The 12,638-nt window shown below is 39.6% G+C and carries 10 protein-coding genes; 7 read left to right on the top strand and 3 right to left on the bottom strand.

Annotation, left to right across the window (positions count from 1 at the left end; all coding sequences use genetic code 11):
- Positions 1-101: 101 nt before the first annotated feature.
- Positions 102-962, top strand: a complete 861-nt coding sequence (locus V7L01_RS21130; protein WP_335038078.1) for a branched-chain amino acid ABC transporter permease — start codon at positions 102-104, stop codon at positions 960-962.
- A gap of 21 nt (positions 963-983) precedes the next feature.
- Here the strand turns inward: V7L01_RS21130 and V7L01_RS21125 are convergent, their stop codons facing one another.
- Together V7L01_RS21125 and lipA are read right to left on the bottom strand one after the other, a co-directional pair.
- Positions 984-1,121: a photosystem I protein PsaX gene (locus V7L01_RS21125; RefSeq protein WP_335038076.1), complete on the bottom strand. Its 138-nt coding sequence runs from the start codon at positions 1,119-1,121 to the stop codon at positions 984-986.
- A gap of 141 nt (positions 1,122-1,262) precedes the next feature.
- Entirely contained in the window at positions 1,263-2,222 is a 960-nt protein-coding gene (gene lipA / locus V7L01_RS21120) for a lipoyl synthase (protein WP_335038074.1), read from the bottom strand.
- Between the two features lie 331 nt (positions 2,223-2,553).
- Here lipA and V7L01_RS21115 point away from each other — a divergent pair, with 331 nt between their 5' ends.
- The 6 genes from V7L01_RS21115 to V7L01_RS21090 all read left to right on the top strand — a co-directional run bounded on the left by V7L01_RS21115 (position 2,554) and on the right by V7L01_RS21090 (position 10,444).
- On the top strand, positions 2,554-3,237 hold the full coding sequence (locus V7L01_RS21115; protein ID WP_335038071.1) for a response regulator: 684 nt from the start codon (positions 2,554-2,556) through the stop codon (positions 3,235-3,237).
- Positions 3,238-4,351: 1,114 nt separating this feature from the next.
- The gene (locus V7L01_RS21110; RefSeq protein WP_335038069.1) at positions 4,352-5,671 is read left to right on the top strand and encodes a hybrid sensor histidine kinase/response regulator; all 1,320 of its coding nucleotides are present in this window, start codon (positions 4,352-4,354) and stop codon (positions 5,669-5,671) included.
- Positions 5,672-5,713: 42 nt separating this feature from the next.
- The gene (locus V7L01_RS21105; protein WP_335038068.1) at positions 5,714-6,865 is read left to right on the top strand and encodes an FIST signal transduction protein; all 1,152 of its coding nucleotides are present in this window, start codon (positions 5,714-5,716) and stop codon (positions 6,863-6,865) included.
- A gap of 6 nt (positions 6,866-6,871) precedes the next feature.
- The gene (locus V7L01_RS21100) at positions 6,872-7,915 is read left to right on the top strand and encodes a sensor histidine kinase (RefSeq protein ID WP_335038066.1); all 1,044 of its coding nucleotides are present in this window, start codon (positions 6,872-6,874) and stop codon (positions 7,913-7,915) included.
- A 547-nt stretch (positions 7,916-8,462) separates the two neighbouring features.
- The gene (locus V7L01_RS21095) at positions 8,463-9,005 is read left to right on the top strand and encodes a methanogen output domain 1-containing protein (RefSeq protein ID WP_335038064.1); all 543 of its coding nucleotides are present in this window, start codon (positions 8,463-8,465) and stop codon (positions 9,003-9,005) included.
- A gap of 83 nt (positions 9,006-9,088) precedes the next feature.
- Entirely contained in the window at positions 9,089-10,444 is a 1,356-nt protein-coding gene (locus tag V7L01_RS21090) for an ATP-binding protein (RefSeq protein ID WP_335038062.1), read from the top strand.
- A gap of 285 nt (positions 10,445-10,729) precedes the next feature.
- Here the strand turns inward: V7L01_RS21090 and V7L01_RS21085 are convergent, their stop codons facing one another.
- Positions 10,730-12,334 (bottom strand): NAD(P)H-quinone oxidoreductase subunit N, encoded by a 1,605-nt coding sequence (locus tag V7L01_RS21085; protein WP_335038060.1) that lies wholly within the window; start codon positions 12,332-12,334, stop codon positions 10,730-10,732.
- Positions 12,335-12,638 lie beyond the last annotated feature (304 nt).

Here is a 12,638-nt window from a genome sequence, read left to right as displayed (position 1 = left end):
TTGTTATAAACCATAACTTATGATGTCGAATTTAGCAGCTAATCCAAAAAAATTATTATATAAACCACTGACCTAAAATTTTTGAACGCAACTTAAGGCTTATGGATACCGCCCAACTAATCGTTAATGGCATTGCTGTGGGGAGCATTATTGCTCTAGCCGCAGTCGGACTCACTCTTACCTACGGAATTTTACGGTTATCTAACTTTGCTCATGGTGACTTTCTAACTCTAGGAGCCTATCTGACATGGTTGATAAACACTATTGGAGTCAATATTTGGCTGTCGATGATTTTGGCGGCGGCAGGAACAGTAGCAGCAATGCTGTTATCCGAAAAATTACTGTGGTCAAAGATGCGCTCTATCCGTGCTACTTCCACTACGCTGATAATTATTTCTATCGGACTTGCCTTATTTATTCGCAATGGGATTATTTTTATCTGGGGTGGCAAGAACCAAAATTATAATTTACCTGTTACGCCAGCTTTAGATATTTTGGGTTTAAAGATACCGCAAAATCAATTATTAGTATTGGGGTTAGCGGTGCTAGCAATTTTGGGGCTGCATTACCTGTTGCAAAATACCAAAATTGGTAAGGCGATGCGAGCAGTTGCTGACGATCTGGACTTAGCCAGGGTTTCAGGTATCAATGTCGATCGAGTAATTTTCTGGACTTGGCTAATTGCTGGCACTCTTACGTCATTAGGCGGCAGTATGTATGGGTTAATTACAGCCGTGCGCCCGAATATGGGATGGTTTCTAATTTTACCATTGTTTGCCTCAGTAATTCTTGGTGGGATTGGCAACCCTTACGGTGCGATCGCAGCAGCTTTTATTATTGGCATCGTCCAAGAAATCAGCACTCCTTGGCTGGGTTCGCAGTACAAACAAGGTGTAGCACTGTTAATCATGATTTTGGTGCTGCTCATTCGTCCCAAAGGTTTATTCAAAGGAACGATTTGAGCAGCACCACTCCACTTCTAACTATTCAATAATGTGGAAATACCAGGCTGCTACCAGGAAATTGATAGCTAACAAGAACAGTGCCCAGCCTGTGCGATAGGGGTAGGGAGGTTTAGCTCCACTGTCGGCAACTGGTAAATCTTTGTTTTTAGCAGTCATAATGCGATTCTCCTTATGTCATGACTTTTTAAGAAATACCAAACTGGCGTACCAAATACTCAAATTCTTCAAGAATATTTGTGTGAAGTTGAGAATTGGGGATTGGGAATTGGGAATTGGGCATGGGGCATGGGGCATTGGTTATTTCTTCCCCTGCTCCCCCTGCCTCCCCTGCTCCCTCATCCCTGCCTCCCCTGCTCCCTCCTCTCCAGCATGATAGGAACTGCGAACCAGAGGCCCAGAACGAACATGGTTGAATCCCATTTCCCATGCTAATCTGCCGAGTCGATCGAATTCCTCTGGAGTCCAATATTTTTGGACTGGCAGATGTTCTAAAGATGGACGCATATACTGCCCCATAGTCAAGCGATCGCACCCCACAGCCCTTAGATCGGCCATTGCTTCAACGACTTCATCAAGTGTTTCTCCGTGTCCCAGCATCAAACCTGATTTGGTGGGAATAGTCGAATCGATTTCTTTAGCCATAGCCAGTACCGAGAGCGAGCGATCGTACTTGGCTCCTCGGCGCACTGGCCCAGTTAACCGCTGCACTGTCTCAATATTGTGATTGAAACAAGCTGGTTTAGCTTTTACAATCATCGCTATCCGCTGGCGTTGTCCTGACTCCCCTACACCAGCACCACCCCAAAAATCTGGGGTCAGCACTTCGATTTGAGTCTCTGGGTTCAATTGGCGGATAGTCGCGATCGTCTCTACAAAATGTCCAGCGCCCCCATCGGGCAAGTCATCACGGGCTACAGAAGTCAGCACCACATAACGCAATCCTAAAAGCTGCACCGCCTGTGCTACCTTTTGGGGTTCCTCTAAATCAAGAGGCATTGGTGCATGACCTTTATCTACTTGACAGAAAGCACAAGAGCGTGTGCAAGTAGGCCCCATTAGTAAGAAAGTCGCAGTTTTTTGGGCATAGCACTCCCCCCGGTTGGGACAGCGCCCTTCTTCGCAAATCGTGTGAATTTGGCGCTGCTTAATAATGCGTTGTACGGTAGAGATTTCACTGGCTCTGCCAATAGGGCGACGTAACCAGCTAGGCATTGCCGTAATTTCAGACTTTAGTTCGGCTTGTTGTGACGAAATCATAGACATCCAAGCAAGATGCGGATATAGAGTAGTGGTCTGTCAATTAACAAATGATAGATAAGAATAGACGCGGGGATGCTCTGAAGTCATCGTGTCTCCGTGTCTTCATGTCCCTGTATGCCCTAGAACAAAGCTAAAGCCTTAAATATCACCATGACACAAATTGAAAAGAGCGTAAGCAAAAGTTTTGTAAAACACCTCTAGGAATGTCATTTATACCGAAATATACTATCCCCCAATTCCTAGAAATTTTGTATATAGTGGGGGAATTCTCAATGACAATCGGCAAAGCCGCTATTTACACTTAAAGTTTCTGTTAGAGCAAACAGTCGTGGCAAGCAACAAGATTTTAGTTATCGATGACACTACAGTTGTCAGGGTAAAAGTACGAGAAATGTTGCCTCCGGGCAATTTTGAGGTACTGGAAGCAAAAGACGGTTTGGAAGGACTAAATTTCATTCTTCAGGAAAAACTCAGCCTGATTATGCTGGATTTCCTGTTGCCTAAAATGAGTGGCTGGGAGGTTTTCCAGAAAGTTCAAGCCGATCCGGAGTTAAGGAAAATTCCTTTGGTGATCATGTCTGGTCGCAAGGAAGAGGTGACTGAGAAAATCACAGAACCCTTTGAATACTTTGAATTTCTGGGCAAGCCTTTCGATCAGAAGCAACTAATTAATGCAATTAAGTTAGCTATGACCAAGGCGAAACAGCCACGCCCAGAACTAGTGTCAGTAGGAGCAGCAACTGCTGTTAAAAATAGCACAATTACTATTTCTGGTGCTCCTACCGTAACATTAGCTACTCCTAGCGTCGCTAATGTTACGGTAGCAACTCCTACTGCTGCAAATACTGCGATGCCTACGGTGGCAAGCAACGCAACCCCTAGTGCCGGAGGAGTCTCCAATGCAGAAATTAATGCGTTGAACGAGAAAATTGTCAAAATGCAAGCAGAAATTGATGGTTTGAAGAAACAGCTAACTCAGGTTGTGACTTTTATTAAACAAAAAATTAAGTAGTATTTGTGCTTGTTATTATTATCGCAGCCGAAAATACCCCGTCTTTAATAACGGGTGTCCGATTAAAAGCGGGTAAAAATAGTTAGTTCAAAAACACTTATGTTGACAAATCATCGTTGACAACAAAATTCAAAAATAGGAAAAAATAACTAGCGATTATCTGCACCTCTATAATTTTTGAATTTTGAATTTAAAATTGCCCGTACTTCTAAAGTGAAGCAAGCTACGCATAGCGTCTTTGCACGAGAAGGGGTTGAACTTAGTTGTTAGTCTAGCAAAACAGCCCTAAACCCACTAAACCTGCCGCAGTTTGTTCTTAAGTTAAGGAAAACGGCAGGCTTTTTTATTATTTGGTCTGCTACATACAAAATCTGGATAAAAAGCCGTGGGTAAGTCGAAGTCATTAGTACTAATGACTAAATCGCCGGGTAGTTATTCCGTCCCACCCCTTAAAGGAATAGCTGTCCGCCGATTTTCGTTAATAGCTAATTCACAGATAAAAAGCAGCAAGAGGCAATTTTTACCAGATAAATTTGGTAGCAAGGTTTTTGGAAATATTATAGCTTTATACCGAAATTAGCCTTTGCAAAATTATATAGTTTCAGATAAGATATTTACTAAAAAATTATATTTTATAATACCAATTCAATACAAAAAATTTTATCTACAGAGATTGATAGTTTTTCCACGGTAATAATAACCCATAGAAATAAATATTTGATAAAAAAGCTACGGCTGTATTGATTTATAAAAAATACTGTTGACAAATTGGAAGAGTTAAGTTACAGCATCAAGGATATCGTTCTGTGCTAGCACTACTTTTATAAAAAGATAAGGGTAATAATGACTAATTTCAGAGCGATCGCCTTCATAAAAGCGGATTTTCAACTCTGGTGAAAGTGAAGATTGCTGGTTGATGTCATTAGCGATCGCTCCTGTGGTTCCATAGGGGAATTTAGTATGAGAATGTTGCTGTTATCAGATTTTTTGGGAACTATAGGATTGTCAGATGAGAAATAAAGTCAGTGAGTCTGCGGATAAAATAGAGCTGACTTAGCAGCGATCGCAGGGCGAATAGCGAACAACTAACAAGGAGTCAAATTAATTTAAATACATGAATTACAAGCAAGGTGAAAAAACGCTTAATGTACTAGAAGATAGTTTAATTTTAGTAGTGGATGATACTACTACAAATTTAGAATTTGTCTTTGAGATATTAACTAATGTCGGCTTTGAAGTTACTACAGAAAATGATGGGGAAAGGGCACTAAAACAGGTTGAATCTAGAATCCCTGATTTGATTTTGTTAGATGTAATGATGCCTGGTATAGATGGATTTGAAACTTGTAAAAGGTTGAAAGAAAACTCAGCAACTTGTGATATCCCCGTAATTTTCATGACGGCGAATTCTGACACTAATAGTAAAGTAAAAGGTTTAAGTATAGGAGCAGTTGATTACATCACTAAACCCTTTCATGAAGAAGAATTATTAGCTCGAATTAAAACCCATCTTCAATTACGAAATCTCACAAAAACTTTAGAAAAACGAGTTGCAGAAAGGACAGCAGCGTTGTCTAGGGCATTAAAAGACCTACAAGAGTCTCAACTTCAGCTTGTACAGACAGAAAAAATGTCTGCCCTTGGTCAACTAGTAGCAGGAGTTGCTCATGAAATCAATAATCCAGTTGGTTTCATTCATGGAAATCTCGGACACGCTTCAGTATATTTTAAAGATATGATTAACCTCATCGATCTTTATCAGCAGCACTATCCTAATCCGGTTCCAGAAATTGAAGAGGAAATTGCAGCGATAGATTTGAAGTATATGCTTTCTGATTTACCTAACTTAATTTCCTCAATGAAAGAGGGTGTCCAGCGCATTCGTAACATTAGTACCAGTCTAAGAACCTTTTCTCGAGCAGATAGCGATCGCAAAGTTTATTGCAACATTCATGATGGCATCGACAGTACAATCATGATCCTCAAACACCGCTTAAAAGCATCTGAAAATCGTCCTGATATTCAAGTAATTAAAGATTACGGCAATTTGCCAGACTTAGAATGCTTTATCGGACAGCTAAATCAGGTATTTATGAATTTGTTAGCTAATGCTATTGATGCTTTAGAGGAGTCTAATTTAGGACGTACCTATATTGAAATTGAAGCAAATCCTAATCAACTTTTGATTCAAACTACTTTCACTGAAGATAAAAACAATATCTTGATTAGGATTAAAGATAATGGTGTAGGTATGCCGACTGATGTCCAGCAAAAAATATTTGACTATTTATTCACTACAAAGCCTGTGGGTCAAGGTACAGGATTAGGATTATCAATTGCCCGTCAAATTGTTGTCGAAAAACATGGAGGTAGTCTAGAGGTAAATTCAGCATTAGGACAAGGTTCGGAGTTTATCATTAAGCTTCCTATTTAAGAATCATAGTAAGTCGTGTTCAGAAAGATAATAAATAAGTTTATGTTCAAGGCAGTAGTAGGTCACAGTAACGACCCAGATTCTTTATCAGCAGTTGAAGAACTTATTCAGCAATGTGCCAGTTCTCTTGCAGGAGGAATACCAAAAGCTGGTATTATTTTTGCTGCAATTGACTACGAACATTCTCTCATTTTGCAGCAAGTTAATCAGGCTTTTCCGGGGATTGAGTTGATTGGTGGAACAACAGATGGAGAAATATCTTCACTCTTAGAGTTTCAGCAGGACTCAATCACCTTGATGTTATTTTGCTCAGACGAAGTTGAAATTTATGCAGGAGTTGGACGCAAAGTTTCAGGCGATCCAATTATTGCAACTAAACAAGCTGTGGAGCAAGCAAAAGCAAAAAGTACCGCATCTCCAAGGCTATGCTTAACTCATCCAGAGAGCCTTACAACTAGCGGTGTATCTATATTGAATGGCTTAAAGTTAGCTCTTGGTCAATATGTGCCGATATTCGGTGGTTTGGCAGGCGATCAGTCAAGATATCAAAATACATATCAATTTTTTCAAACAGAAGTATTAAGTGATTCTGTACCAATTCTGCTTTTTTCCGGCACAATATTGTTTTCCCACGGTGTTGCAAGTGGTTGGCATCCCATCGGTCAAATGAGCAAAGTGACTAAGGTAGATAAGAACATAGTCTATGAAATAGATGGTAAGCCAGCTTTAGGTTTTTATCGCCATTATCTAGGTTTGCTTCCTCCTTCAATGGAATATCCGCTAGCAGTCTTTGATCGGAATGGAGACAATTTTTATATAAGAGCACCTATTGCTTACAATCAAGAATCTGGTAGCATAACCTTTTTTGGAGATATTCCTGACCAGGCAGTTATTCAAATTTCAGAAGCAGCCTATGAAGATATTTTGGCAGCTTCCAAAGCTTCATTCACGAATGCCTTAGATAATTATCCAGGTGCAGAACCAAGTGCTGTTTTGTTCTTTTCATGTGTAGCTCGTCGGCAAATACTGGGTACGAGGGCACAAGAAGAGTACCAGAATACAAAACTTTGCTTGACTGATTATTTACCTGCCTGTGGATTTTATTCTTATGGAGAGATTGCTCCTATAGATCGAATTAGCCATACGCAATTTCATAATGAAAGTTTTGTAACTTTAATTTTGGGAATTCGGTAAAAACTGATGGAAATTGTGGATTATCAGAAAGAAATTAAAGAACTAAAAAAAGCGAATAGAATTATCCAAAAAAAATTGGAACGCTCTGAATTAGACCGGATAAAACTCGAAGAGATAAATCAAAAAAAAGAATGCTTGTTCAGGAACGTAATTGATGAATTACACCAATATCAAAACAAGTTAGAAGAAAGAAGCCATGAACTAGAAATGATGCTTCTTAATCTTCAGATAATGCAGAATAAGATGTCTACTTTGGGAAGTCTTGTTGCAGATGTAGCTCATGAAATTAATAACCCAGTTGGCTTTATAGCAGGTAATCTAACTCCGGCTCAAGAGTATATTGAGGATTTGTTATATCTCATCGACCTCTATCAGCAGACTTATCCCAAAGCATCTCAGCAAATTCAAGAAACAATCAAAGCGATCGATCTGGAATATGTGCGCGAGGATTTGCCTAAAGTCATTTCCTCGATGAAAGAAGGCACAGATCGCATTTGTAACATTAGCAATAGCTTGCGAACTTTCTCTAGAGCAGATACAGAACAAAAAGTTCTCTTTAACCTTCATGAAGGTATTAACAGCACTCTCATAATTCTCAAGCACCGTTTGAAAGCTAATAAGATTCGTCCTGATATTCAAGTAGTTAAACATTACGGTGAATTCCCTTTAGTAAAATGTTTTCCAGGACAACTAAATCAGGTATTTATGAATTTATTGGCAAATGCCATTGATGCTTTAGAGGAATCTAACTCTGAACTGAGTTTTAATGAAATTAAAGAAAATCCCAATCAAATTACAATTTATACTGTTCTAATTGAAGATACAAATTATGCCATGATTAGGATTAAAGATAATGGTATGGGAATATCGGCTGATGTTCAGCAAAAAATGTTTGACCATTTATTTACAACTAAACCTGTCGGGAAAGGAACAGGATTAGGATTATCAATAGCCTATCAAATAATTGTCAAAAAACATAAAGGGACTCTAAAAGTAAATTCTGTGTTAGGAGAAGGTTCTGAGTTTATAATCACCATTCCAATTGATTAAAGTAGCAAGCAAGAATGCCAATTTTTTAAATTAATATTAGTAAAAATTAGTAAAAATAAATCTTCAATGTATTAGCAGACCATAGCTATAAAATATTTAGTGGTTCAGAATTCGTAATTAATTATGGTTTCAGGGCGACAAAATTTATTTATGAAAAATAGTAACCTTTTGTTTTGATTGTAAGCAAGCGAATTTGTGCGTGGGGTGAGAATGCAATACACTTGGATTAGTGATATTTTGCGCCAGAAGCTCCCCCCAACCCCTCTTAAAAAGGGAAGCTTAATTCCCTATTTTTTAAGAGGGTTAAGGAGGATTAAGCCTTAATCCAAGTGTATTGGGTGAAAATGGGGACATAAGCTAGACGAGACTTTGCAAAATTGGCAACTGTCGCAACGACAAGGTTCAGAATTTGTGATGACCATCACCATTTATTAATTAGAAACAAAAGTAAGCACAATTTCTATGAATAAAGAGATTAAAGCAGTTACTTTAGAGCTATTTTGGGGAACTCTATAACTGTAGTTCCAAGATTGTGTGTTCAAAATTTATGACTAATGCACTTAACCACTCAATAGCTACGCTTAATGTTTCTTTAGAACGCGATATATTTTTACGTACATTAATCAGAGAATTATCTGGCACTTTGCAGGACGTAGTTGGCTTAGAAGAAGCTTCTGGGTTTATTAGCGTAGTTGGTCAAAGAATGGCTAGGCAGCTCAACCAAGATTACAAATCTGCCCTGGAGGTTTCCAACCTTTCTCGTAAGCAGGTCGCTGATGTCTTGATTGACTTAAAAAAACGAATCCAAGGCGATTTCTATGTCATTGAGCAGGATGATGAAAAAATTATCTTTGGCAACCGCGTCTGCCCATTTGGGGAAAAAGTCCTTAATCGTCCTGCTATGTGTATGATGACTTCAAATGTCTTTGGGACGATCGCAGCTAATAATCTGGGATATGCGAAAGTAGAATTGCAAGAGACTATAGCACAGGGCGATCCGGGATGTAGAGTTATTGTTTACTTAAAACTTACAGAAGAGGCAGAAGATGCAGAAGGTCGAGAATACTTTAGGACAGTAGAATCTGTCTAAACCCTTTAGCCCTAAAGCAACCCCAGGATACAAACTTGAGTGCAGATATGTAAAGTAGAGTCGAACTCTGAAGTTGAAAACCCATGACTCCTGAACAATTTCTTGAATTTGCTAGAGTTTTACCAGAACCTTTACTCCTGGTAAGTAGTGAAGGTCAGCTGTTAGCTACCAATCAACCAGTAGCAGATATGCTGGGATGCCGCCGTCAGGAATTGCCGGGAAGAATGATCTTTGAACTTGTAACTGAGTCTACCAACGATATTGTAAAATACCTGCAAGCTTGTTCAAGTAGCAGAGCAATGGTTATTGGCTCCTTGACTTTACGAAAGAATGATGGGCAAATGTTGGTATGTCGTAGTCAAGGAGCAGTTATTCAACCTTGGTCTCCTGAATCTTCAGCATTAATTCTCTTACGCTTAGAAAATAGAGTTGTAGCCACCAGTAATTTCGTACTCCTGAACGAAAAAATCGATGAGTTAGCAAAAGAAGTTCAGAGACGCAAACAGGCAGAGGAAGCGCTCTGGAAAGCGAATCAAGAGCTAGAAATTCGAGTTGAGGAACGTACAACTGCTTTACAAGAAACGCTAAATGAACTGCAACTTACCCAAACTCAGCTTATCCAAGCTGAGAAAATGTCTAGTTTAGGTCAGATGGTTGCTGGCATTGCCCATGAAATTAATAACCCCGTGAGTTTTATTTATGGAAACCTTCACCACGCCCATAAATATACTCAGGATTTATTGAGATTGGTGGAAATTTATCAACAAGTTTATCCAAGTCCTCCTCCAGAAATCCAAAAGCAAGTAGAAGAAATAGACTTAGATTTTCTAATTCAAGATATAGCTAAACTCTTCCAGTCAATGAAAGTGGGAACAGAACGTATTCAGGAAATTGTTAAATCACTACGTAACTTTTCCAGACTTGATGAAGCAGAACTTAAGAAAGTTAATATTCATGAAGGAATTGATAGTACTTTAATGATTTTGGATCATCGTCTGCAAGCTTCAGATAATTACCCAGAAATCAAAGTCATCAAAAAATATAGTCAACTGCCGAATGTAACTTGCTACCCTGGTCAACTCAACCAAGTGTTTATGAATATTCTTGCAAATGCCATCGATGCACTGGAGGCGTCAGCGAACAATGACAATCAAAAACTTACAAAGAATAACCCTCAAATTCAAATTAAAACTGAGGTAATCGATGAAAAATGGATAGAGGTTAGTATTGCTGATAATGGTTTGGGAATAAATGAACAACTTCACTCAAAACTATTCGATCCGTTTTTCACCACTAAAGCCGTGGGCAAAGGTTCTGGACTAGGGCTATATATCAGCTATCAGATTATAGTTGAAAAACATAGCGGACAACTTAGCTGTTTTTCTGAACCAGGAAAAGGTGCAGAATTTATAATTAAGATACCTGTTAGCTCAGTCTAAAAAAAGTTAATTACTACTTTAGTATTTTTGTTAAAAAGAAAGATATAGCGGTTCCCAATCTGGCGAGGTAAGTTTTCAAAGCCATTTACCTTGGGAAACAATAATTGGGTGTATCTCAAGAAAGATTATCCATTAGTAATATTTTTATTTATATTACAAGTATTTATCTGAACTTAAATATAAGTTATAAATTTTATTTTAAGTGAAAATATATGACAAACGCCTGTCTGCTCATTAGCAAACAGGCGTGTCTTTGAATACAAAGTGTAGTTGAGACTCGGATTATTAAATCTTAGCAGTAGAATCAACTGAGGGTTGAGACTGACTAACCGAATCTAACTTTGGTAAAAGCAGTGGATTTTCTGCTTTTACATTAGTGTTGATTGTTGCTTGCAAAATTTGGGTATTCGAGATGGAATTGTTAGCCAATGTAAACAGTGGATTTGACAAAATCCCGGCGATGGAAGTAGCAATTAATGTTACTACCAACCCAACCTGCAAAGGTCTTAGCCCAGGCAAATCCCAACGCACTTGTGGATAATTCTTCACCGCGTCGGACATTTCATGGGGTTCTTTTACTACCATCATCTTAACTACGCGAATATAGTAGTAGATGGAGACGACGGTGGTAACTAAGCCCAGCAAAACTAACCAATAAAGTCCTGCTTGCCAACCAGCCCAGAATAAGTAAATCTTGCCGAAAAACCCAGCTAATGGTGGAATACCACCTAAGGAAAGGAGGGAGATACTCAACCCCAGTGTTAGGAGTGGGTCTTTCTGATATAAACCAGAGTATTCGGCAATCTGGTCGGTTCCTGTCCGTAGTGAGAACAGGATGATGCAGGTAAAGCCGCACAGGTTCATGAACAGGTAAACCAGTAGGTAGAATATCATACTGGCATACCCTGCCTGTGTACCAGCAATCAAGCCAATCATCACAAACCCAGCTTGGGCAATGGATGAATAAGCTAGCATCCGTTTCATGGTGGTTTGGGCTAGGGCGACAACATTACCCAAAATCATGCTGAGAACGGCCAGAGCAGTGAAGACAAACCTCCACTCGTCAGCAACAAGGGGGAAGGCTGTTGTCAGCAAACGGATGGCTAGGGCAAACCCAGCTGCTTTGGAACCGACAGATAAAAAGGCGATGACTGGGGTGGGAGCGCCTTCGTAAACGTCTGGTGTCCACTGGTGGAAGGGTGCAGCAGAAATTTTGAAGCCAATACCCGCGATCGCAAAAACCAGGGCAATCACTAGACCTAAAGATTGTCCGCCTTTAGCTGTGGCAATGCCATTAGCGATCGCACTTAGTTCAGTTTGTCCTCCAGATAGTCCATACAGCAGTGATACGCCGTACAAAAATATTGCTGTACTGGAAGCTCCAATTAACAAGTATTTCAGCGCCGCTTCATTAGAGCGGGGATCGCGCTTGGTATAACCTGTCAACAAGTAAGAGGAAATACTCAGGGTTTCTAGGGAGATGAAAATCATCACCAACTCACTAGCCCCGGATAAAAACATCCCTCCTAAAGTAGCACTCAGCAAAATAGCGATGAATTCGGCTAAAGGCGTGCCGCTTTGCTCAACGTAGCGAATTGACATCAGTATAGTTGCGATCGCAGACAAGGCAATAATGCCGCGAAAGACGATACTCAAGTCATCACCGTTAAAGCTACCGGTAAAACCGATGGGATTAGGAGAGTCCCATTGAAAATATAGGGCGACAATCGAAGCAAATAAACCTGCGATCGCTAGATATCCAATCCAGCGTGCGGATGTACGCCCCAAAATCAAATCAACAATCAAAACCCCCAAGAGGGTGAGAATAACAATCCCCTCTGGTAAAATCGTTCCAGCGTTTAGCTGGGATGCAATATTAGCAAAATCCATGAGATGTATAGGTTTTGGGGATTAGACATTAAGGCTAACTCTGTTCACTCTAGCAAGTTTTCCAATACCCAGACTAGCTCTTTTAACAAGAGCTTAACAGCTTGGGTGCAGATAGCGATTGCGCCAATTTCACTGGCTTACCAGCAGCTTTCTCAGTATCTAGAAATTTACCTAACAACTTTTCTACTTCGTTTTCCGGCGTTACCTTTAGCGAATATCATAAATAAGAATGCTGCAATCAGTGCTTGCCCTAACTTTTCACGGTATCTGAAAAACCTCTCTCTAAATCTCTCTCCTAAAAGGA

Origin of the sequence: Nostoc sp. (assembly GCF_036917095.1) — a bacterium.
Classification (GTDB): domain Bacteria; phylum Cyanobacteriota; class Cyanobacteriia; order Cyanobacteriales; family Nostocaceae; genus Nostoc.
Note: the sequence above shows the minus strand (reverse complement) of the source record. Positions and strands in the feature narration are given on the sequence as shown.

Coding starts and splice junctions, on each gene's coding strand:
- V7L01_RS21130 (WP_335038078.1), top strand. CDS start 102: ATGGATACCGCCCAACTAATCGTTAATGGCATTGCTGTGGGGAGCATT.
- V7L01_RS21100 (WP_335038066.1), top strand. CDS start 6,872: ATGGAAATTGTGGATTATCAGAAAGAAATTAAAGAACTAAAAAAAGCG.
- V7L01_RS21090 (WP_335038062.1), top strand. CDS start 9,089: ATGACTCCTGAACAATTTCTTGAATTTGCTAGAGTTTTACCAGAACCT.
- V7L01_RS21095 (WP_335038064.1), top strand. CDS start 8,463: ATGACTAATGCACTTAACCACTCAATAGCTACGCTTAATGTTTCTTTA.
- V7L01_RS21085 (WP_335038060.1), bottom strand. CDS start 12,334: ATGGATTTTGCTAATATTGCATCCCAGCTAAACGCTGGAACGATTTTA.
- V7L01_RS21105 (WP_335038068.1), top strand. CDS start 5,714: ATGTTCAAGGCAGTAGTAGGTCACAGTAACGACCCAGATTCTTTATCA.
- lipA (WP_335038074.1), bottom strand. CDS start 2,222: ATGATTTCGTCACAACAAGCCGAACTAAAGTCTGAAATTACGGCAATG.
- V7L01_RS21125 (WP_335038076.1), bottom strand. CDS start 1,121: ATGACTGCTAAAAACAAAGATTTACCAGTTGCCGACAGTGGAGCTAAA.
- V7L01_RS21110 (WP_335038069.1), top strand. CDS start 4,352: ATGAATTACAAGCAAGGTGAAAAAACGCTTAATGTACTAGAAGATAGT.